24 protein-coding genes are annotated in these 19922 nt (G+C 65.6%); 8 read left to right on the top strand and 16 right to left on the bottom strand.

What is annotated here, in order from left to right:
• Window positions 1-17: 17 nt before the first annotated feature.
• Window positions 18-443 (bottom strand): hypothetical protein, encoded by a 426-nt coding sequence (locus tag ACWHYQ_RS19420; RefSeq protein ID WP_447973737.1) that lies wholly within the window; start codon window positions 441-443, stop codon window positions 18-20.
• Window positions 444-492: 49 nt separating this feature from the next.
• Entirely contained in the window at window positions 493-1461 is a 969-nt protein-coding gene (locus ACWHYQ_RS19415; RefSeq protein ID WP_447973736.1) for an RluA family pseudouridine synthase, read from the bottom strand.
• Between the two features lie 315 nt (window positions 1462-1776).
• On the opposite strand from ACWHYQ_RS19415, the gene ACWHYQ_RS19410 reads away from it, so the two are divergent.
• Window positions 1777-2421: a response regulator gene (locus tag ACWHYQ_RS19410; RefSeq protein ID WP_447973735.1), complete on the top strand. Its 645-nt coding sequence runs from the start codon at window positions 1777-1779 to the stop codon at window positions 2419-2421.
• A gap of 3 nt (window positions 2422-2424) precedes the next feature.
• Here the strand turns inward: ACWHYQ_RS19410 and ACWHYQ_RS19405 are convergent, their stop codons facing one another.
• From ACWHYQ_RS19405 to ACWHYQ_RS19340, 14 genes are all read right to left on the bottom strand, one after another.
• Window positions 2425-2901, bottom strand: coding sequence for a response regulator (locus ACWHYQ_RS19405; RefSeq protein WP_447973734.1), 477 nt, complete (start codon window positions 2899-2901; stop codon window positions 2425-2427).
• Complete coding sequence (locus ACWHYQ_RS19400) at window positions 2898-3476, bottom strand: ATP-binding protein (protein WP_447975605.1); 579 nt, start codon at window positions 3474-3476, stop codon at window positions 2898-2900. Before ACWHYQ_RS19400 ends, ACWHYQ_RS19405 begins: the two co-directional genes overlap by 4 nt.
• A complete protein-coding gene (locus tag ACWHYQ_RS19395; protein WP_447973733.1) occupies window positions 3374-4261 on the bottom strand; it encodes a PAS domain-containing protein in 888 nt (295 codons plus the stop codon). Before ACWHYQ_RS19395 ends, ACWHYQ_RS19400 begins: the two co-directional genes overlap by 103 nt.
• An 11-nt stretch (window positions 4262-4272) precedes the next feature.
• On the bottom strand, window positions 4273-4563 hold the full coding sequence (locus tag ACWHYQ_RS19390; RefSeq protein ID WP_447973732.1) for a hypothetical protein: 291 nt from the start codon (window positions 4561-4563) through the stop codon (window positions 4273-4275).
• A gap of 390 nt (window positions 4564-4953) precedes the next feature.
• The gene (locus ACWHYQ_RS19385; protein WP_447973731.1) at window positions 4954-5181 is read right to left on the bottom strand and encodes an arsenate-mycothiol transferase ArsC; all 228 of its coding nucleotides are present in this window, start codon (window positions 5179-5181) and stop codon (window positions 4954-4956) included.
• 242 nt (window positions 5182-5423) lie between these two features.
• Window positions 5424-5600, bottom strand: coding sequence for a hypothetical protein (locus ACWHYQ_RS19380; RefSeq protein ID WP_447973730.1), 177 nt, complete (start codon window positions 5598-5600; stop codon window positions 5424-5426).
• Window positions 5601-5933: 333 nt separating this feature from the next.
• Entirely contained in the window at window positions 5934-6335 is a 402-nt protein-coding gene (locus tag ACWHYQ_RS19375) for a type II toxin-antitoxin system VapC family toxin (RefSeq protein ID WP_447973729.1), read from the bottom strand.
• Window positions 6332-6574 (bottom strand): FitA-like ribbon-helix-helix domain-containing protein, encoded by a 243-nt coding sequence (locus ACWHYQ_RS19370; RefSeq protein ID WP_447973728.1) that lies wholly within the window; start codon window positions 6572-6574, stop codon window positions 6332-6334. Before ACWHYQ_RS19370 ends, ACWHYQ_RS19375 begins: the two co-directional genes overlap by 4 nt.
• Window positions 6575-6680: 106 nt before the next feature.
• The gene (locus tag ACWHYQ_RS19365; RefSeq protein WP_447973727.1) at window positions 6681-7097 is read right to left on the bottom strand and encodes a F0F1 ATP synthase subunit epsilon; all 417 of its coding nucleotides are present in this window, start codon (window positions 7095-7097) and stop codon (window positions 6681-6683) included.
• A gap of 117 nt (window positions 7098-7214) precedes the next feature.
• The gene (atpD, locus tag ACWHYQ_RS19360) at window positions 7215-8660 is read right to left on the bottom strand and encodes a F0F1 ATP synthase subunit beta (protein WP_447973726.1); all 1446 of its coding nucleotides are present in this window, start codon (window positions 8658-8660) and stop codon (window positions 7215-7217) included.
• Between the two features lie 8 nt (window positions 8661-8668).
• A complete protein-coding gene (gene atpG / locus ACWHYQ_RS19355; protein WP_447973725.1) occupies window positions 8669-9538 on the bottom strand; it encodes an ATP synthase F1 subunit gamma in 870 nt (289 codons plus the stop codon).
• A 108-nt stretch (window positions 9539-9646) separates the two neighbouring features.
• Window positions 9647-11167, bottom strand: a complete 1521-nt coding sequence (atpA, locus tag ACWHYQ_RS19350) for a F0F1 ATP synthase subunit alpha (RefSeq protein WP_447973724.1) — start codon at window positions 11165-11167, stop codon at window positions 9647-9649.
• A 4-nt stretch (window positions 11168-11171) separates the two neighbouring features.
• Entirely contained in the window at window positions 11172-11711 is a 540-nt protein-coding gene (atpH, locus tag ACWHYQ_RS19345; protein ID WP_447973723.1) for an ATP synthase F1 subunit delta, read from the bottom strand.
• A gap of 108 nt (window positions 11712-11819) precedes the next feature.
• Window positions 11820-13142 carry an OmpA family protein gene (locus ACWHYQ_RS19340; RefSeq protein WP_447973722.1) on the bottom strand — a complete coding sequence of 441 codons (1323 nt, stop codon included), beginning with the start codon at window positions 13140-13142 and terminating at the stop codon, window positions 11820-11822.
• Between the two features lie 155 nt (window positions 13143-13297).
• On the opposite strand from ACWHYQ_RS19340, the gene ACWHYQ_RS19335 reads away from it, so the two are divergent.
• From ACWHYQ_RS19335 to nuoI, 7 genes are all read left to right on the top strand, one after another.
• Window positions 13298-13492 (top strand): hypothetical protein, encoded by a 195-nt coding sequence (locus tag ACWHYQ_RS19335; RefSeq protein ID WP_447973721.1) that lies wholly within the window; start codon window positions 13298-13300, stop codon window positions 13490-13492.
• A gap of 231 nt (window positions 13493-13723) precedes the next feature.
• The gene (locus ACWHYQ_RS19330; protein WP_447973720.1) at window positions 13724-14107 is read left to right on the top strand and encodes an NADH-quinone oxidoreductase subunit A; all 384 of its coding nucleotides are present in this window, start codon (window positions 13724-13726) and stop codon (window positions 14105-14107) included.
• Window positions 14098-14613, top strand: coding sequence for an NADH-quinone oxidoreductase subunit B (locus tag ACWHYQ_RS19325; RefSeq protein ID WP_447973719.1), 516 nt, complete (start codon window positions 14098-14100; stop codon window positions 14611-14613). The genes ACWHYQ_RS19330 and ACWHYQ_RS19325 overlap by 10 nt, the downstream gene beginning before the upstream one ends.
• A 79-nt stretch (window positions 14614-14692) precedes the next feature.
• Window positions 14693-15190, top strand: a complete 498-nt coding sequence (locus ACWHYQ_RS19320) for an NADH-quinone oxidoreductase subunit C (RefSeq protein WP_447973718.1) — start codon at window positions 14693-14695, stop codon at window positions 15188-15190.
• Window positions 15191-15262: 72 nt separating this feature from the next.
• On the top strand, window positions 15263-16513 hold the full coding sequence (gene nuoD / locus ACWHYQ_RS19315; RefSeq protein WP_447973717.1) for an NADH dehydrogenase (quinone) subunit D: 1251 nt from the start codon (window positions 15263-15265) through the stop codon (window positions 16511-16513).
• Window positions 16514-16591: 78 nt separating this feature from the next.
• Window positions 16592-19303: a molybdopterin-dependent oxidoreductase gene (locus tag ACWHYQ_RS19310; protein ID WP_447973716.1), complete on the top strand. Its 2712-nt coding sequence runs from the start codon at window positions 16592-16594 to the stop codon at window positions 19301-19303.
• A gap of 26 nt (window positions 19304-19329) precedes the next feature.
• Window positions 19330-19920, top strand: a complete 591-nt coding sequence (gene nuoI / locus ACWHYQ_RS19305; protein WP_447973715.1) for an NADH-quinone oxidoreductase subunit NuoI — start codon at window positions 19330-19332, stop codon at window positions 19918-19920.
• The last annotated feature ends 2 nt before the right edge of the window (window positions 19921-19922 follow it).

Genomic DNA, 19922 nt, shown 5'->3' with positions numbered 1-19922 from the left:
GATCCCCGATCACTGCTTTACTGGAGGCCTTTCCCCGCGCCGTCCAGCTCCGGCTTGTTGCCCGGCATGATCTTGTGCAGGGTGGTCCGATACTCGCGCAGCCGGTCCGCCTGGGGCTTGGTGAGAGGCATCGTCTTTTCCGTCTGCATGAGCTCGAGCTGGTCGAGCGCCAGCAGGAGGTTCTGTACGCCTCTCAGGATCCACCCGGACTCGAAGGCTTCCAGGGAGTCAATGAAGATTTCGTTGAGCCGCCGAAACGCGGGGTCCGTCGCCTGCTGGCGGAACCGATAGACGGTCTTCTCGTAGGCCTCCACCGCCTCGGGTGAGGGCCGGAGCCCGCCCGGGACGACTGGCATGTGGAGGACGGCGGGCACCTTGGCGCTGTAGGTCTTGAAGGACGCCACGAGGGCGCCTACCACGTCCAGCACTTCGCTCGCGTCCACGGTTTTTCCCTGCAGGGTCGCTGAGTGATACCTCGGCGCCCGGCCACTGTCAAGCGCCGGTTCGTCCGGGCTTCGCCGCCGGCGCGCCGGCGCGCGCGGCGAGCGCGTCCCGCACCGCCTCCATGTCGGGCGGCAGCGGCGCGGCGAATTCACAATACGCGCGGGTGGCCGGGTGCGTAAAGCCGAGCGTTCGGGCATGGAGCATGACGCGGGGCACGGGTATCCCCTCCGGTGCTGCCACCTTCCGCCCGCCGTAGACCGGATCGCCCAAGATCGGGTGGCCGAGGGACGAGAGATGCACCCGGAGCTGGTGCGTCCGGCCGGTCTTGGGAAAGAGCTCGACCCGGGCGGCCAGCTTGCCCATCCGCTCGACCACGCGGTATTCCGTCACTGACAGCTTCGGTCTGGCGGTGCGCGCGGAGAATTTCTTGCGCTCCTTGACGTCCCGACCGATGGCCAGGTCAATCACCCCGGCGGGCTTCTTGGGGACTCCCCAGATCAAGGCTTCGTAGATCCGGGTGATGGTGTGCTGTTTGAACTGCGCGGCGAGCCCGCGGTGGGCCTCGTCCGTCTTGGCCACGATCATCACGCCCGAGGTGTCCTTGTCCAGTCGGTGCACCAGTCCGGGCCGCTCCTGGCCGCCGATCGTGGAGAGCGACCCGTCCGGCGAGCCCGGTGCGCTCAGATGATAAAGCAGCGCGTTGACCAGGGTGCCGCTCCAGTGGCCCGGGGCCGGGTGGACGACCAGCCCGGCCGGCTTGTCCAGCACCAAGAGGGCCTCGTCCTCGTACAGGATCGTGAGCGGGATTGGCTCGGGGAGGAGGGCGAGGGGCTCGGGCCGCGGGACAGCGAGGGTGATCACATCGCCGGGCCGGATCCTGTAGCTGGCCTTGGCGGGGGCTCCGTTCACTGCGGCGCGCCCCTCGTCAATCAGGCGCTGCACGGCCGAGCGGGAGAGGCCCGGCTGCCGGTTGGCGAGGAACCGGTCGAGCCGTTTCGGGGCCTCTCCCGGAGTCACAACAAGCTCGATGCGGGTCTCGACTCTCTCTCGCAATCAGCGCCTCTGCAATCGGCGGGCGGTGGGTCAACCTGCCACATCGCCGGGTAGATTACAAGGGCGTCCCCGAGCGTGTGGCCGCCCGGTCCGTGTCTGACGAAGGCCCTCGAGACCGGAGAACGGGAAGCGGCATCGGGTGGAAAGTGTCGAATGAACCAGGACAGCCGAAGGGTCGAGAGGGTGTCCGAGCCATGGGGCTTCCGGGCCTGTGCATGGACGCAAAAACCCGCTATCCTAGCGCGCTGGCACGATTCGTCATGAGTAACCGAGGAGCCTATGCCGTCGAGACGCATTCGCGTGGTGCTGGCCGATGACCATCACTTGGTCCGCCAGGGATTCCGGGAGCTGCTCAGCGCGGAGCCGAACATCGAGGTCGCTGGCGAAGCGTCGGACGGACGCGAGCTGCTCGATCTGGTCCGGCGGCAAGCGTGCGACGTGGTGCTCTTGGACATCAGCATGCCGGGCCCGAGCGGCATCGAGGTCCTCCGGGTCATCAAGCGCGAACATCCTCATCTCCGCGTCCTCGTGCTCACGATGCACGATGAGCACCTGTTCGGCCCGCGCGCGCTCGCCGCGGGCGCGGACGGCTATCTCACGAAGGACAGCTCGCGGAAGGAGTTGATCGGGGCGATCCGTACGCTGGTGGCCGGCGGGAAGTACGTGACCGCCCGACTGGCCGGGCAGGCCGTCGAGCCGGTAGGCGACCCATCGAAGGCGCCGAGCTATACCACGCTATCCACCCGGGAGTTCGAGGTGTTGCGGCTGCTGGGCTCGGCCAAGACCGTCACGGAGACTGCGGCGGATCTCAGGATCAGCGTGAAGACCGTCAGCACCTACCGCGCCCGCATCCTGCAGAAGCTTCAGCTTCGCAATACTGCGGAGCTCATCCAGTACGCCATCCGGAAGAGGTTGGTCGGGTAGCGGCTAGCTTGCCAGCATTTCGTGCACCGTCTGGACCAGGCGGTCCAGAGAGAAGGGCTTCTGCAAGAGCGGAGAGCTGCTGTCCACCGGACCGTATCGGTCGAGGGTGTGGCCCGGATAGCCGGAGATGTAAACCACTTTGATGTCCGCTTGCAGCCCCTTCAGGCGTTGCGCCAGCTCGTAGCCGCTGATGCCTGGCAAGACCACGTCGGTGATGACCAGATGAAGCGAATCGCGGCGCTCGCGACAGAGGCGAACGGCTTCCTCGCCGGTCGCGGCCTCGAGCACCGCGTACCCGTGCTCGTGTAGGGCGTGGGACGCCAGGGTCCGGATCATCTCGTCGTCCTCGACGAGCAGGACCGTTCCGGAGCCCCGGCGGGCGCCCATGGCTCCGGATACGTCCTCAGGGGGCGTCAACGGAGCCTCCACCCGCGGCAGCCCGACCTTGAACGTGGTGCCCCGTCCCGGCTCAGTGGTCATCCACAACGCGCCGCCGCTCTGTTGCACGATTCCGTAACGGTGGACAACCCCAACCCCGTCCCTTTTCCCTTTTCTTTCGTCGTAAAGAACGGCTCGAAGATACGGGACTGGGTTGCCTCGTCCATGCCGCAGCCGGTGTCCGAGATCGCCAACAGGACGTACGGGCCGGGCGGCGCGGGGAAGTACTGGAACGCCGTGCGCTCGTCGAGCCGGACGTTGGCGGTTTCGATGGTGAGCCGTCCGCCCTGGGGCATGGCGTCCCGCGCATTGAGCGCGAGGTTCAGCAGCACCTGTTCGATTTGCCCCCGATCGGCCCGAATTCGGCCCACATCCAGGCCCAGCCTCGTGACCAACTCGATGTCCTCGCCAATGAGCCGGCGGAGCATGTCCTGCAAGCCGATCACGATGTCGTTGGGATTGAGCACCTCCGGCTCCAGGACCTGCCGGCGGCTGAAGGCCAGCAGTTGTCTCGTCAAGGCTGACGCCTGCGTCGCCGCCTGCCGAATCTGCTCCACATGCTTGAAGCGGGGGTGGTCGCGGGGCAGGTGCGTGGCGAGGAACTCGCTGTTGCCGATGATGACTGTGAGGAGGTTGTTGAAGTCGTGGGCGACGCCGCCGGCCAATTGGCCCAGCGCTTCCAGCTTGTGCGCCTGCCGAAGCTGCGTTTCGAGGAGCTGTTCTCCTCCACGGCGCGCTTCCGCTCCGTGATGTCGCGGGCCAGGAGGAGCCGTCCGGTCATGTCCCGGCTCGGCGCGATGACCGTGGCGTTGACCTCCAACCAGGCCGTTGCGCCGTCGGCGCGGGCAAGCTGGACCTCCAGCGGGGGCCGCACCCGCTCGCCTGCCTCCACGGTCGCCAGGCGCTCCTCCATGGCGCGTGCGGACTCGGGCGATAGGAGCGTCACGAGCGATTGTCCGATCAGGTGCTCCTTCGCCTGTCCGGTGATCGCCATGGCCTGGCGGTTGCACCAGCGAATGACCCCGGTCGGCTCGACGAAGAAGACAGCGTCGTGGGCCTGGTTCAACACAAGATCCAGCCGTTCCACGCTCTCCTGATAAGCCGCCTCCGTCGCCTGTTGCCGTTGCCGGAGCGCCCACATTGCCTGGCGCTCCTGGCGTAACAGGTCGAGGCTGTGTCCGTAGAAAGTTCCGATGATGAGCAGAAGCGGAAAGCGAAGAAAATGGGATTCGGACAGGGATCCGAACCCCTCGACCGATGAATACAGCACGAATCCGTAGCCGAGGCATAGAAGGACCGAAAGCGCGATGGTCTGCTTCAAGCTCGGCGCGAACGCCGCCAGGAGGATGATCAGGAAAAAGATGATGTAGAGATCGGAGCTCCTGTGGCCCGAAAGATGCATGATGGCGACGGTCAGGGGGTGACGCCCAGGATCCACGTGGCGACGAACCAGTTGGTTCCCAGGAGCGGGGCGGGAAGTCGCCAGAGCAGGACGGCACAGCCCAGCAGGAGGGCGACGGTGACGTGGGTCTCCTCGGGGGTGAGGGTCGTCTCCCGACTGAACAGCAGGTGGTAGCAGAGGATGATCGTGACGAGCGTGTGCAGCAGCGGGAACTGGGGCAGGCTCGAGATAGCCTCGTACGCACGGGGAGGGCGCCGGCTTCGGGAGAAGCGAGAACGAGCCCTGGTATCAGACTGGGCCATCGGAACACCGATGACCAGCATAGCCCAACTACGTGATCGCTGCAACATACAGCCAGGTTTGCTTCCGGCTCGCGGCGCCCACGGCCGACGTTGCGGCGGCTTGGCCTCGAGGTTGGCGGATTCTCTCTCAGGGCGCCCCCTGGTTGGCCGCGCGGGATACCTGTATTGTGGCCTCCACGGGGACGGGCGCGGCCTGGGAGACCGGCTCGGGCCGATGGACGACGTTCTGATCGCGCTCAGGGTCTGGCAAATCGGCGCGACCGTGGTCACGTCCGTGCTGCGCAACGACCAAAGATTCCGGCCGCGTGCGAGCCGGTCTGTACCTCGCCCGCCTTGATTCGACGGATTCCATCCTGCAAGTATTCCATGTCCGTCATCGTGTGCACGACGTCAGCGCAGCTCCGGCGCAAGCCGGTGCAATGCCTGCTCGATGTGGTCTGCCACTTTCCGGTACTCGGCGAGGCCCTTGCCATACGGGTCGTCTACGTTGACTGACTGCAGTGGAGCAAAGTCGACACCAAGCCGTTGCAATTGATCGGCGATCCACGGTGTCATGGCTACCACCACGTCGAACTGGCGAACATTTAGGGACTCGACGGAGCGCGATCGGTGGGTCATGATATTCGATTCCGCGTTCCGCCATGGCGGTTACCACGTCTCAGTGGCAGGCACTTCGTCCGCTGCTTCGATTCCGCCGCTTTCGACTTGGATATTGTCGCCGGCAATGCTGCATGCAATTGCCGGAAGCCGGCACGAACCGAATTTCAACCCGGCGAGCCGCTTCGGCTTTCCTCTATAATACTGACGGTGAGGGATCTCGACCTCGTCGGTCGTCCGTCTTTTCCTCGCACCCGGCATGACTAGCCCTCCCGGTGGGTATGCCCTTGCGGGTCCATCGCAAACCTTCTCTTTCGCTTGATGGCCAATTCGATCTCCGCCACTGGGACGACTCGCTCCTTGACCGGCCAACGGGATAACACCACCGCAGTCGTGCCATGGAAGAAATAGAGCACGCGGTACTGGGCACCTTGGAGCATCCCGCGGAGCTCGTAGATTCCGTCCCTGAGGTAATCGGCTTCCGGCCGACGGAGATCTTGCCAGTGTCCATCCAATCCAGCAGCGGCACCGTTCCATCATCCTCCTGGTAGATGATGACGGTGGTCCTGGGCATTGATCATTCCCTGGAAGATGTGCGTAAATGTGCGAGTAGTTGTCAACGGTAACCTTGTGAACGAGGTTGGCGGAGCGAAGAGACATGCCTGGTGAGAGCCGGGGTGGCATAGAGCGTAGGAAGGGGAAGCATGGAGCCGCTTCGCGCGCAGGCGCGTTTAGCGGAATTCTCGATTGTCGTTGGTTGGGAGGAGTGGACTCTAGGCGGTGAACCGGTCCAGGGATACCGCCGTGCCAGGGAACGCCGCCAGCACCTGGCGGTCGGATGTGACAAAAGAAATGCCCAGGTCCTGGGCCAGCGCAACGAATTCGCAGTCATAGGCGGAGCACCCGGACCGGGCGGCAAGCTGCAGGACGTGCTGGGAGAGTACGCTGTACTCGCGTCCGGTGATGGCCTGCTCCGCATCGTCCACGATCCGCAACGCATCCTCCAGTGCCAACGCCTTCCTGCGAATCAACCCCGCCAAGGTGTTGCGAAACTCAGACCGCCACAGGAGCGGCGCGGCCCACACGGGGTCTTTAACCAGGACAGCCTCCGCTTGTCCCGTTCGCTGGCCCTCGACATAGAGGTACACCAGCAGGTTGGTGTCAGCGACGATCATGGCCGGCCAGCGGTCTTGAGTTGCGTCAGGGTCCGATCGGTCAGCCTGAAATTTGCGGGTTTCCGTCGGATCAGCCGAACGCGGGCTAAGAATGCGTCGGGATCAACAGGCGTGGCTTGAGCGGCCGCTTCCAGGCAGGCAATGACCTCGTGATTCAGGCTCCGACGATGTTCGGCCGCCCGTGCCTTCAGGCGTTTGACCACTCGATCCGGAATGTTCTTGATGGTGAGCGTGGCCATGCCCTCTCCTGAGGAGCCACCAGAATGGTTCCGAAGTGAAACCTCCGGATACGGTACTAGAGGAGGGGTAGTGAGTCAAGAGCCGGCCTGGCAAGGAGCGGGCGCGTTACTTCTGGCGGGCGCGTTCGGCGAGCTTCCGCCGGAGGCGGGCCTTCTCCAGGCTGACGCGGACCTGCTCGACCTCGGACGGGAGCAGGCCGCCCTGCTCGAGCTTTTGCTCGGCGGCACGGACGGCCGCCTCCGCCCGCTCCACGTCAATGTCCTCGGCCTTCTCGGCGATCTCGGCCAGGATCGTGACCTTCCGTGGCGTGACCTCGGCGAAGCCCCAGAGGACGGACATGTAGGAGACCGCCTCTCCGACCCGGTACCGCAGCTCGCCGATCCGCAGCGTCGAGAGAAAGTGGCAGTGGCCCGGCAGCACGCCGAAGTCCCCTTCGGCGCCCGGCGCGATGACCTCGTCCACCTCCTTGCTCAACAGGAGGCGCTCAGGGGTGACGACCTCTAGTAGTACCTTTCCGGCCATCGAGGTCCTTTCAGGCAAGGGTCCGTGGTCGGGGCCAGGGGTCAGGGGCCAGGGGTCCGTGAAGGGCCCCGCGTATTCATCGACCACTGACCACCGACCATCACCCGCACGACCGCGTCACGCTCGTTTGTACCCCAGCCTCTCGGCCTTCTCCACGACCTCTTCGATCGTTCCTACCATGTAGAAGGCCTGCTCGGGCAGGTCGTCGTATTTGCCCTCCACGATCTCCTTGAAGCCCCGGACTGTGTCCTTGAGCTTGACATACGTGCCCTTGGTGCCGGTGAAGGCCTCGGCTACGTGGAACGGCTGTGACAGGAACCGCTGGATCTTCCGGGCCCGGGCGACGATGAGCTTGTCCTCCTCCGACAGCTCGTCCATGCCCAGGATCGCGATGATGTCCTGGAGGTCCTTGTACCGCTGCAGCACCGACTGGACGGCGCGCGCGACCCGGTAGTGCTCTTCACCGACGATCTGGGGGTCGAGGATCCGCGACGTGGAGTCCAGCGGGTCCACGGCGGGGTAGATGCCGAGCTCCGCGAGCTGGCGGGAGAGCACGGTCGTCGCGTCCAGGTGGGCGAAGGCTGTGGCCGGCGCCGGGTCGGTGAGGTCGTCGGCGGGCACGTAGATGGCCTGGACCGACGTGATCGAGCCCCGCTTGGTCGAGGTGATGCGCTCCTGCAGGGCGCCCATCTCGGTGCCCAGCGTCGGCTGGTAGCCCACCGCGGAAGGCATGCGGCCGAGCAGCGCGGACACCTCGGAGCCGGCCTGCGTGAAACGGAAGATGTTGTCGATGAACAGGAGCACGTCCTGGTGCTCCTCGTCGCGGAAGTACTCCGCGATCGTGAGGCCGGTGAGCCCGACGCGCAGCCGCGCGCCCGGCGGCTCGTTCATCTGCCCGTACACGAGCGCGGCCTTGGACTTGGTGTAGTCGTCCGGGTCAATGACCTTGGATTCCTGCATCTCGTGCCAGAGGTCGTTGCCCTCGCGCGTCCGCTCCCCTACGCCGGCGAAGACCGAGAAGCCGCCGTGGTGCAGCGCGATGTTGTTGATCAGCTCCATGATGATGACCGTTTTGCCCACGCCCGCACCGCCGAAGAGGCCCACCTTGCCGCCCTTGGCATAGGGCTCGAGCAGGTCCACCACCTTGATCCCGGTCTCCAGCACCTCGGTCTTGGTCTCCTGCTCTTCGAGCGGCGGGGCCTGGCGGTGAATCGGATAGGTCTTCTTGGCCTTGATCGGCCCGCGCTCGTCCACGGGTTCGCCCAGGACATTGATCAGACGGCCCAGCGTCTCGCGGCCGACCGGCACGGAGATCGGAGCGCCCGTGTCGCGGACCGGCATGCCGCGGACCAGCCCGTCCGTCGAGGACATGGCGACCGTGCGGACCCGGTTTTCGCCGAGATGCTGGGCGACCTCGAGCGTCAACCGGATCTCCGGCCGGCCGCTCGCCAGATCTTCGTCCTGCTCGATCCGGAGCGCGTTATAGATGTTCGGAAGGTGCCCCTGGGGGAACTCCACGTCCACCACGGGACCGATGACCTGGACGACCTTACCTGTGCTCATATCGCTCCTTACCCCTTCAGCGCCTCGGCGCCGCCGACGATGTCCATCAGCTCCTTCGTGATCGCGGCCTGCCGGGTCTTGTTGTAGTAGAGCGTCAGCTTTTTGATCAGCTCGCCGGCGTTGCGCGTCGCCCCGTCCATGGCCGCCATACGGGCGCCGTGCTCGGCGGCCGACGATTCGAGCAGGATCCGGTACGCCTGCCAGTGGAAGTGCTTGGGCAGGAGCGCGGCGAGCAGCTCGTCTTCGTCGGGCTCGTAGAGATAGCTGCCGCCGGAGAGCCCTTCGCTGGCCTGCTCGAACGGGTCGATCGGGAACAGCTTCTCGACCACCACCCGCTGCTGGATGGCCGACTTGAACTCGTTGTAGATGACGTGCAGCTCGTCGAAGGTGCCCTTGACGTAGTGCTCGATCAGATCCTGCCCCACGTCGAGCCCGTGCTCGTAGGTCAACCGGTCGAAGACGCCGACCCACTGCTGCCGAATCGGCCAGGGCCGCCGGCGGAAGTAGTCCCGGCCCTTCCGCCCGACGAGGCTCACGGTCACGGCAACTCCGCGCGCCTCGACCTCACGGATGAACTCCATCGCCTTGCGGAGGATGTTCGCGTTGAACGCGCCGCAGAGGCCGCGGTCGCTGGTGACGACCAGGACCTCGATCTGCCGGCCGGCCCGCTTCTGGAGCAGCGGGTGAGAGGCCCGGTTGACCCGCTGGCTCAGGTCCGCGAGCACGCTCCGAAGCTTGTGGGCGTACGGCCGCGCGGCGAGGATGCGCTCCTGCGCGCGCTTGAGCTTGGCCGCAGCCACCATCTTCATGGCCTTGGTGATCTTCTGCGTGTTCTTGACCGCGGCGATCTTGCGCCGGTAGCTCTGAAGACTCGGCATGGGTGATTCGGGTCACATGGTCACTGGTCACTGGTCACTGGAGGAGGAACCCAGTACTGCGCTTTTTCCATTTGACGAATGACCCCTGTCTAATGACCATTGACGGGCTTATGGCTTCGCGCCGTATCCCATCTTCTGCTTGAAGGTCGTGATGATCTGCTTCAGCTCGCCGGCGAGAGCCTCGTCAATCTTGGGCTTCGACACCAGGTCCTTCTTGATCTGTGGGTGGTGCTCGGCGACGTAGCGGAGCAGGTCCGCCTCGAACGACTGGATTTTGTCCACGGCGACGTCGTCGAGGAAGCCATTCACGCCGGCGAAGATGGACAGGACTTGATCGGCCACCGGCATAGGCTTGTACTGGCCCTGCTTGAGCAGCTCGACCATCCGGACGCCGCGCGCGAGCTGCTGCTGGGTGGCCTTGTCCAGCTCGCTCCCGAATTGGGCGAAGGCCGCCATCTCGCGGTACTGGGCCAGGTCCAGCCGCAGGGTGCCGGCGACCTGCTTCATGGTCTTGATCTGGGCCGCGCCGCCGACCCGGGAGACGGAGAGGCCGACGTTGATCGCGGGCCGGATGCCGGAATAGAAGAGGTCGGCCGCGAGGTAGATCTGTCCGTCGGTGATCGAGATGACGTTCGTCGGAATGTAGGCGGACACGTCGCCCGCCTGCGTCTCGATGATCGGGAGCGCGGTGAGGCTGCCGCCGCCCAGCTTATCGTTGAGCTTGGCGGCCCGCTCCAGCAGGCGCGAGTGCAGGTAAAAGACGTCGCCCGGGTAGGCTTCGCGGCCCGGCGGCCGCCGCAGCAACAGCGAGAGCTGGCGGTACGCGGTCGCGTGCTTGGAGAGGTCGTCGTAGACGATCAGGGCGTGCCGTCCGCTGTCGCGGAAATACTCGCCCATGGCGACGCCGGCGTAGGGGGCGATGAACTGCAGCGACGCGGCCTCGCTCGCGGTCGCCGAGACGACCATGCTGTACTCCATCGCGCCATGCTCCTCCAGCGTCTTGATCACCCGAGCGACGGTGGAGCGCTTCTGGCCGATCGCGACGTAGATGCAAAAGACGTTCTGGCCTTTCTGGTTGATGATCGTGTCCACGGCGATCGCGGTCTTGCCGGTCTGCCGGTCGCCGATGATGAGCTCGCGCTGGCCGCGGCCGATCGGTATCATCGCGTCAATGGCCTTGAGGCCGGTCTGGAGCGGCTCGCGGACAGACTGCCGGGTCACCACCCCCGGCGCGCGAACCTCGATCCGGCGCGTCGCCGTGGCCTTGATCGGGCCCTTCCCGTCCAGGGGCTGGCCGAGCGCGTTGACCACGCGGCCGATCAGCGCCTCGCCCACGGGGACCTCCGCGATGCGCCCGGTGCGCTTGACCGGGTCGCCTTCCTTGATCCCGGTGTCGTCGCCCATGAGCACGGCGCCGACGCTGTCCTCTTCGAGGTTCAAGGTGATGCCGTAGAGGCCGCCCGGGAATTCGAGCAGCTCGCCGGCCATGGCGCCCTCGAGCCCGTAGATCTTGGCGATGCCGTCGCCCACCTGGATCACCGACCCGCGCTCCTTGACCTCGACGCGCTGGTCGAAGCCCTTGATCTTCTCCTTGATGATCGTGGTGATCTCTTCCGTCTTGATCTGCATGCCGCTACTCCTTGGAGAGGAGGGCCTTCATCGCGGTCAGCCGGGCCCTCACGCTGCTGTCGAACACGGTGCTCCCGATGCGGACCTGGACGCCGGCGATCAGCGCTGGGTCCGTCCGAAACTCCAGCTCCACGTCTTGGCGGAGCAGGTCCTTCAACCGGGCCCGGATCCGGTCGGCCTCCGCGGCGTCGAGCGGCCGGGCCGAGGTGACGGCGACCCGCCGGGCGCCGCGCGCCTGGTCGGCGAGCGCCGCAAAGGCTTCTGCGATCTCGGGCAGAAACCGGACGCGGTTCTTCTTGACGAGCTGGGACAGGAACGAGGTCACGACGGTCGGGCACCCGACCCGCTGGCCCAACGCGGTCAGGACCTCCAGCTTCTCCTCGAAGCTGGTGGCCGGCGACGCCAGCACGTGGTGCAGGGTCGCGGAGGCGGACAGAGCCGCCCCCAGCGCGGTCAGCCCGGCGCGGGTCGGCTCCACGCTTCCGGTGTCCAGGAGGTCGAACAGAGCCTTGGCGTAACGGCGCGCGACAGAACTCTTGATCACAATCGGTACCGGCGAACCCGTTGGCGGACGAAGGCGCGTTCGCGGCGGGGCGCGAAGAAGACGCGCCAGCCTAGCATCCGCGTCAGCCGCGTGTCAAGCCGCTGGGGGCTAGGGATTCCCTTTAGACGCGCCGGTGTGCCCCACCGGGGTGGGCCCGGGCGCGCTGCCGGCGGAGCCTTCCGGGGACACGAGACGGATCTCGATTCGGCGGTTCTTCTTCCGCCCGGCCTCCGTCCGGTTCGACGCGATGGGCCTGGTCTCCCCGAATCCAGCGGTGGCGAGGCGGGTCTGGTCCACGCCGCCCTTCTCGACGAGGTAGTGCGCGACCGCCTCGGCCCGCGCGACAGACAGCTCCTGGTTGGACGGGAAGATGGCCAGCAGTGCCCGGCCGATCGGTTGGTCGTCGGCGTGCCCCTCGATGCGGACCTGCTGATCCGGCAAGCCCCGCAGCAGGCTCGCGATCGCGTCGAGGTAGGGCCGCGTGGATGCGGTGGGCAGGACCTGGCCCGGGTCGAATTCCAGTCGGCTTGCCAGGTCGGCCAGGAGTTGCGGGGTCGCCAAGCCGGGCGCGCCGGCGGCTTCGCTGGCGATCTCCCGGCTCGGGATCTCCGGGGCCGGCCGGCTGGGCTCACCGAGGCCGGATTCCAGCACCTGCTTCGGCTCCATCTCGGGTGGCGGCGCCGCCTCCTTAAACGAGAGCCGATCGCCGAGTTGGAGAGGCTCGATGGACTGGAGGATGAGTGCTGAGGCCGTGACCTCCTCCGCGTGGAGCACCTTGAGCGTGCCGATCACTACTCGCGGGCGCCCCGGCGGCAGCCGGAAGACCTCCAACCGGTCGCCGGCACGCAGGCCGTCGCGCCGGCCCCAGTCGATATAGACGAGGCTGCCCTTCCCGATCATCGTCTGCTGTGGCGGCAGGGCCACGATCGTGCCGGTCCCCGTCGGGCTCATCTGATCCGAGGGCTCGCGCCCCTCCGGCGCCGGTGGTTCGAAACGCATGACGCCGTACCCGGGCGAGATGCTGTCGTAGATTCGCTCGACGACAGTGACGGCAAGATCGTCTTTGACCTCTATGACCCGGACGACAGCGGCCATGGTGTAGAGGTCGCCCAGGTACTCCCCGCTCCAGGGATGGAAGACTTCATGGACCCAGCGATAGACCGTGTAGAACGCGCCCGGCGCGGCCTCCTGTGACCGGGCCAGCTTCAGGTTGAGGCGATCGCCCGCCGCATACAGGCGTTTGTTGCCCGTCGCCTCGAGGACCACCCCATCCTTGGGCAACTCCTTGCGAATGAATCCGGCTGAGAACCTCAGAGCCGGCTCTCCGATGCGGACGGTTTCTGGACCCGCTGCGGCCTGGAGCGCCGGTGGCGGAGACGCAATCAGCCAGGTGACCGCGAGCACTGATCCGCAGGACAGGTTCCTCAGCATCGCGCCTCCTGCGCACTGGACAGTGACGGCTTCGCCCGCTTCACGATACCAGAGGATGGTGGATTGTCAAGCAATGCCGGGCGGATGCGCAAATTTGACTGCCTGAGAGCTCCAGTGGTACCGTGAACCGTCCCTGCACGACAGCGGAGGCTTCCATGCAGAAGCCAGGATCCGACAGAGAGAAGCAGCCGACCTCGGGTGGGCTGCCAGCCCGGCGGATCGAGACGCAAATCCACCGGCGCAAGAAGGCCAAGGCCGTCCCTCCGCTCGAGGCCGAATGGGATGCGGCATCCGGCGCGAAACCGACCGGCCTTCGAACGCCGCCCGATAAGATGACGAAGGCCTCCTGATCCCCGGACGAACTTCGCGCCGGCCCCTTCCTTCACAAAAAACAATCTCCGTCTCGCCTCCAGCGAGAGCCGACGAACAGGGCGCTCGACCTCACGGTTCTACACAGGGAAGGGCCCGGTAGGGCTTTCGGTGGTAGCCCGGTAGGTCCTTTTCGCGCTTGAAATTCAAGGAAACGGGGGCTAGGATGACAATTCCGCGTTAGAAGTCAATGATTTTCGCGCGAGGGGGCGGTGCCGGAATCTACGCTGTTGATCGAGTATCTGACGCGCTATTTCCCGATTTTGCTGTTCATCGGGATCGCGTTGGCCTTCGGCGTGGTGACGCTGCTGCTCAGCTATCTGCTGCAGCCGAAGTATCCTGAGCCGGAGAAGCTCAGCCCCTATGAATGCGGGAGCGAGCCCTTTTCTGACGCGCGGATGCCCTTCCCGGTCCGCTACTATATCTTTGCGATGTTGTTCGTTATTTTCGATATCGAGGTCATCTTCCTGTATCCCTGGGCCGTGAGCTTCTACGACATCGGCCTGATCGGGCTGATCGAGATGCTGATCTTCATCGGCTTGTTCTTGGTCGGCTACATCTATGCCTGGAAGAAGGGCGCGCTGGAATGGGACTGATTCAGATCGGACGGCACGAGAAGGACGGGCAGCTGGACGTCATCACGACGACCGTGGAGAAGGCCGTGAACTGGGCCCGGAAGGGCTCGCTCTGGCCGATGACCTTTGGGCTCGCCTGCTGCGCCATCGAGATGATCGCCGCGGTGTCCTCCCGCTACGACATGGACCGCTATGGGGCGGGGGTGTTCCGTGCCTCCCCGCGTCAGTCGGATCTCATGATCGTAGCCGGCACGGTCTGTCGCCGGATGGCGCCGGTGATCCGGAAGATCTACGACCAAATGCCCGAGCCTAAGTACGTGATCGCCATGGGCTCCTGCGCCACGTCAGGCAACATCTACGACAGCTACAGCGTAGTGCAGGGCGTGGACCGGTTCGTGCCGGTGGACATCTATGTGCCTGGCTGCCCGCCGACGCCGGAGGCGCTCTTCGACGGCATCCTCAAGCTGCAGGAGCGCATCATGCAGAGGCGGGTGTTCACGAAACAACCGGCCGCGGTGAAAGGGTGATGGGTGATGAGTGATAGGCTAGAGGGCGGGCCGACGAGGCGCCCTTGCGCATCACCGATCACCCATCACGGCAGTTAAGATGCATCCGATCGCGGAGCGGATCCAGCATAAGTTCCCCGGGGGATTCGTCAAGGCCGTCGAATGGCGGGGCGACCTGGCCGTCACCGTCACGCGGGAGGCGCTCCACGACGTGGCCCGCTTCCTTCACGACGATCCTGAGCTGGACTTCGACTACATCGTCCACGTCAGCTCGGTGGACTGGCCGGACGACGAGGAGCGGTTCGAGGTCGTCTACGAGTTCTACTCGATCCGCAAGCGGCACCGCATCCGGCTCAAGACCCGTGTGCCTGAGGCCGACTGCGAGGTCCAGTCCCTCACGGACATCTGGAAGGGGGCGGAGTTCATGGAGCGGGAGGTCTACGACATGATGGGCATCCGCTTTAAGAACCATCCGGACTTGCGGCGGATACTCATGCCGGACGACTACGACGAGGGGTATCCGCTCCGGAAGGACTTCCCGGTCCGGGGCAAGGGCTGGCGCGACACGTTCGAGTTCTTGAACGAGGCAAAGCCCTAGCGAATGGCGACCAGCGAGTAGCGAACCGCTCAGAGCTGCTGGCTCTCCGCTGCGTGCTGCCAGCTTGGAATCATGAAGCTCGAAGACCAGAGAACGATCGTCTACAAGGTCGCGGACCCGGCGCATCCGGAGACCGAGACGCTCCCGACGCTCCGGACCGAGGAACTGCTGCTGAACATGGGGCCGCAGCACCCGAGCACCCATGGCGTGCTGAAGGTCATCCTCGAGCTGGAGGGGGAGCGGATCGTCAAGGCGACGCCGGTGATGGGCTTCCTGCACCGCGGCGTGGAGAAGCTGGCCGAGGAGGGCACCTACCACCAGTTTATCCCGCACACGGACCGGCTCGACTACATCTGCGCGATGTACAACAACTTCGCCTACTGCCGGGCCGTTGAGAAGCTCATGAATATCACGGTCCCAGAGCGGGCCGAGTACCTGCGGACGATCGTGGCGGAGGTCCAGCGGATCATCGGCCATCTGTTCTGGCTGGGGACCCAGGCCCTGGATATCGGGGCCATGACGGTCTTCTTCTATACGTTCCGCGACCGGGAGATCCTTTTGGACTGGTTCGACGAGCTATGCGGGGCGCGGCTGACGACGAGCTGGTATCGGATCGGCGGCGTGGAGCGGGACTTCACCCCATCCCTCCTGGAGAAGCTCCGGCGGTTCCTGGACTACTTCCCGCCGAAGATTGACGAGTACGTCGTGTTCCTGGAGAAGAATCGCATCTGGCTGGCCCGGACCAAGGGCGTCGCCGTGATCTCGGCCGAAGACGCGGTCAACTTCGGGCTCAGCGGGCCGACGCTCCGGGGCTCCGGCGTGGACTACGACCTCCGCAAGTACGAACCCTACGCGGCCTATCCCCGCTGCGAGTTCAGCGTGCCGGTCGGGAAGAACGGCGACACCTACGACCGGTACTGGATCCGGGTCATGGAGATGTACGAGAGCGTGAAGATCGTCAAGCAGTGCCTGGAGCAGTTGCCGGCCGAGGGCCCGATCATGGCCGAGGTGCCGAGCGTGACGCTCCCGCCGAAGAACCGGGTCTTTACGAACCTAGAGTCCATGATCCAGCAGTTCAAGCTCTTCTCGCAGGGCTTCGAGGCCCCGAAGGGGGAGATCTACTGCGGGACCGAGGCGCACAAGGGCGAACTGGGTTTCTACATCGTCAGCGCAGGCGGCGGGAAGCCCTACCGGCTGAAGATCCGCGCTCCGTCCTTCATCCACATGGGGGCGTTCGATCACATGGCGCGCGGGTACATGATCGCCGACGCGGTCACGATCTTCGGCACCTACGACATCGTGATGGGGGAGTGCGACCGCTAAGAACGAAGCAATGGGTGATGGTCAAGGAAGACAGGATTTCGTATCGACCATCCACCATTCACCATTGGGGTCTGAGGCATGGCGTTGAAACCGGCCACGAATCCGGAAGTCGAAGCGGCGACGATCGAGCTGACCATTGACGGCCAGACGGTCACGGCGAAAGACGGCGTGTCGCTCTACGACGTGATCGCCAGCACTGGCCGGATCATCCCGGCCATGTGCTACCACTACACCTTCGATCCTTTCGGCTCCTGCGGCATGTGCCTCGTGATGCAGGAGGGCAAGAAGGCGCCGGTGCGCTCCTGCACCGCCAAGGCGACGGCCGGCATGATCATCCGCACCGAGGGCGAAGACCTGCACCTGGCTCGCAAGAAGGCGGTGGAGAAGCACCTGTCCGTCCACCCGCTCGACTGCCCGGTCTGCGACGCGGACGGGCACTGCGAGCTGCAGGACATGGCCTTCCTCCACGGAGTCACGAACCTGGCCAACGCCAAGCAGAAGCTGATCCCGGAGGATACGCGCAGCCTCGTCCTCGACTTCAACATGAACCGCTGCATCGCCTGCGGCGAGTGCATCAACATCTGCAAGGACGTGCAGATGGTGGACGCGCTCCAGTTCATCAAGAAGGGCGGGTTCACGCAGGTGGTGGCCAAGGGGGACGTCCCGCTGTCCTGCGAGTTCTGCGGGGACTGCCTCGCGGTCTGCCCGGTCGGCGCGATCACGAACAAGTATTCGAAATATCTCTACAAGCCGTGGCAGCTCCGGAAGACCCTGACAACGTGCAACTACTGTGGCGATGGCTGCCAGATGTTCGTCGAGGTCAAGGACACCGACGTCGTCCGCGTGACCTCGCCGCTCTCCTGGAAAAACAAGTGGGGCAGCCGGGAGGACACGGCGAAGGGGCACGGCGGGCTCTGCGTGCGGGGCCGGTTCGGCTTCCAGTTCATTGACAGCAAGGCCCGGCTGCTCCAGCCCCTCGTGCGGCAGGACGGGCGGGCCGGGCGATTGGTGGAGATGCCGTGGCTGGAGGCGGTGCAGCAGGTCGTGGGCCGCCTCGCCGCGATCAAGGCCCAGCACGGCCCGCGGGCCATCGCGGGCCTGATCACCGCCCGCTGCACCAACGAGGAGCTGTACCTGTTCCAGAAGCTCATGCGCGCGGTGATCGGGACCAACTGGCTGGACAGCAGCGCGCGCTACGGCCACATCGCCTTCGTGCGCGCCGCGCGCCGCGCCCTGGGCGTCGGGCGCATGACCAACGACTCGGTGGACCTCACCAAAGCCAAGGCGATCCTGCTGGTCGGGGCGAATATCACGGAGACAAACCCGGTCGCCAGCCTGCGGGTCAAGGAGGCGATCCGGGTGTACAAGGCCCAGGTCATCGTCGTGGACTCCGCCCAGACGAACATCGCCAAGCTCGCCTCGCACCCCTTGCTGGTGAGACCGGGCACCGAGGGGCTGTTCGTGCAGGGATTGGTGAAGGCCGCGATCGAGCAGGATCTCGTGGATGCCGAGGCGGTCGGCAGGCACCCGCGGGCCTTCGCCGCGCTGAAGGAGGCGGTGGCCGGCCCCTCGCTCGCCGCGATCGCCGACCGGACGGGGATTCCGGCGGCGGAGATCGAGGAGGCCGCCGCGATCTTCGCGGAGGCCCCACGAGCGGTCATCCTCTGCGGCGAGGGCGTCGTGCGGCGGGCTGGCGGCTACGGGGTCGTCCTAAGCCTGATTGACTTCCTCTGGATCACCGGCAAGCTTGGGCGGCCCGGCTGCGGGATCAACACGCTGACCGAGGAGGCGAACGAGCAGGGCGCGGTGGATCTCGGGGCGGTCTTCGAGTATCTGCCCGGCCAGGCGCCTTTCGACGACCCGGCCGCGCGTGAAAAATTCGCGAAGGCCTGGCAGGCCGACCTGCCGCCGGCGGGGAGCGGTGGCGGGCTCACGGAGATCCTGGCGCGCTGCCGGAGCGGCGAGATCAAGGCCCTCTACGTGATCGGGGAGAATCCGGTCGCGACGCTCCCGGCGTCCCTGGGGGTCCAGGAGGCCCTGGAGCGGCTGGAGCTGCTCGTCTGCCAAGACCCCTTCCTGACCGAGACGGCGCAACTTGCGCACATCGTCCTGCCGGCCTGCACCTTCGCCGAGAAGGACGGTACGATGACGAGCCAGGACGGGAAGGTCCAGCGGGTGCGCCAGACCATGGAGCCGCTCGGGGAGAGCCTCCCCGACTGGCATATCCTGGCCGCGATTGCGACGGGGCTGGGCGCCTCCTTCGAGTACGACTCGCCGAACGACATCCAGCACGAGATCATGAAGCTGCTCCCGGGCTACTATAACCTCGGGCAGCCGAAGAAGCCGGCCGTCTCGCCGGAGGCCTACCTCGCCGACGGATACGTGGCCGAAGTGGCAGCGCGCTACGCGACGACCGTCTCGCGTCTCCCGTTCCCCGTCACGGGCAACCGGTTTGCCCTGACGATGGGCCAGCTCCTCTACCATTCGGGGAAGCTCTCCACGCAGGCCTCGGGGCTGGTCCAGCTTTCGCCGAACTCCGGCAGGCTCCGGATGAATGCCGAGGACATGGAGCGCCTGGGCCTGGCCGAGGGCGCGCGGGTCCGGATCACGTCCGATCGCGGGTCCCTGGAGTTGGGCGTCCAGGCGGATCTGGCCGTGCTGCCGGGGGCCTGTTTCTTCCCGGAGCACTTCAACGAGCCGCCGGTCAAGGACCTCATGCCGCTTGAGGTGGATCCGGCGACCGGGGTGCCCTCGTTCAAGTTTGCATGGGTGACCCTGGAAAGGGTATAAAGGGCCGTCCCGGGGGAGCACGTCGCATGGGCGCTGGCGCATGGATCAAGAAAATCTGGGAAGCGGCGCTGTTCGCCGAGATCTGGGAGGCGATGAAGGTCACCTTCAAGCACATGTTCCACAAGCCGATCACCTTCCAGTATCCGCGCGAGCAGCGGACGATCCCGGACACGCACCGCGGGGCCCTCGGCCTGTTGCGCTACGACGACGGGACCGAGCGCTGCGTCGGGTGCGACCTCTGCGAAGCCGCCTGCCCATCCCGCTGCATCAAGGTCGTCAGCGCCGAGGACGAGACCCTGCCGCTCAAGCGGTACGCGAGCGAGTTCTACATTGACATCACCAAGTGCGTGTTCTGCGGGTACTGCGTGGAGGCCTGCCCGGTGAACGCGCTGGCCATGACCAAGCTGTACGAGTACTCGACCCACGACAAGCGGACCCTGCTGTTCGACAAGAAGCGCCTCTACGAGATCGGCGAGCGCTACCTGGAGGACGCCAAGAAGTATCTCTACGCCCACAACCAGGAAAAAGACGACGAGATGTTCCACGACTACCGCTATTTTTTCCCCCAGTCCGTCGTCAAGCCGACGCAACCGGTGCCACCCAAACACCTAACCTGAAT

It is taken from the genome of Nitrospira sp. Kam-Ns4a (assembly GCF_965152595.1).
The sequence above is the reverse complement of the archived record's forward strand: the minus strand, read 5'-3'. Positions and strand labels throughout refer to the sequence as shown.

Bases quoted from the DNA above. Each gene is read 5' to 3' on its own strand.
- ACWHYQ_RS19335 (WP_447973721.1), top strand. From the start codon at position 13,298: ATGCAGAAGCCAGGATCCGACAGAGAGAAGCAGCCGACCTCGGGTGGG.
- ACWHYQ_RS19320 (WP_447973718.1), top strand. From the start codon at position 14,693: ATGCATCCGATCGCGGAGCGGATCCAGCATAAGTTCCCCGGGGGATTC.
- ACWHYQ_RS19380 (WP_447973730.1), bottom strand. From the start codon at position 5,600: ATGCTCCAAGGTGCCCAGTACCGCGTGCTCTATTTCTTCCATGGCACG.
- atpA (WP_447973724.1), bottom strand. From the start codon at position 11,167: ATGCAGATCAAGACGGAAGAGATCACCACGATCATCAAGGAGAAGATC.
- ACWHYQ_RS19340 (WP_447973722.1), bottom strand. From the start codon at position 13,142: ATGCTGAGGAACCTGTCCTGCGGATCAGTGCTCGCGGTCACCTGGCTG.
- nuoI (WP_447973715.1), top strand. From the start codon at position 19,330: ATGGGCGCTGGCGCATGGATCAAGAAAATCTGGGAAGCGGCGCTGTTC.
- ACWHYQ_RS19390 (WP_447973732.1), bottom strand. From the start codon at position 4,563: ATGGCCCAGTCTGATACCAGGGCTCGTTCTCGCTTCTCCCGAAGCCGG.
- nuoD (WP_447973717.1), top strand. From the start codon at position 15,263: ATGAAGCTCGAAGACCAGAGAACGATCGTCTACAAGGTCGCGGACCCG.
- atpD (WP_447973726.1), bottom strand. From the start codon at position 8,660: ATGAGCACAGGTAAGGTCGTCCAGGTCATCGGTCCCGTGGTGGACGTG.
- ACWHYQ_RS19365 (WP_447973727.1), bottom strand. From the start codon at position 7,097: ATGGCCGGAAAGGTACTACTAGAGGTCGTCACCCCTGAGCGCCTCCTG.
- ACWHYQ_RS19325 (WP_447973719.1), top strand. From the start codon at position 14,098: ATGGGACTGATTCAGATCGGACGGCACGAGAAGGACGGGCAGCTGGAC.
- ACWHYQ_RS19375 (WP_447973729.1), bottom strand. From the start codon at position 6,335: ATGATCGTCGCTGACACCAACCTGCTGGTGTACCTCTATGTCGAGGGC.
- ACWHYQ_RS19405 (WP_447973734.1), bottom strand. From the start codon at position 2,901: ATGACCACTGAGCCGGGACGGGGCACCACGTTCAAGGTCGGGCTGCCG.
- ACWHYQ_RS19385 (WP_447973731.1), bottom strand. From the start codon at position 5,181: ATGACCCACCGATCGCGCTCCGTCGAGTCCCTAAATGTTCGCCAGTTC.
- ACWHYQ_RS19370 (WP_447973728.1), bottom strand. From the start codon at position 6,574: ATGGCCACGCTCACCATCAAGAACATTCCGGATCGAGTGGTCAAACGC.
- atpG (WP_447973725.1), bottom strand. From the start codon at position 9,538: ATGCCGAGTCTTCAGAGCTACCGGCGCAAGATCGCCGCGGTCAAGAAC.
- ACWHYQ_RS19310 (WP_447973716.1), top strand. From the start codon at position 16,592: ATGGCGTTGAAACCGGCCACGAATCCGGAAGTCGAAGCGGCGACGATC.
- ACWHYQ_RS19395 (WP_447973733.1), bottom strand. From the start codon at position 4,261: ATGCATCTTTCGGGCCACAGGAGCTCCGATCTCTACATCATCTTTTTC.
- ACWHYQ_RS19410 (WP_447973735.1), top strand. From the start codon at position 1,777: ATGCCGTCGAGACGCATTCGCGTGGTGCTGGCCGATGACCATCACTTG.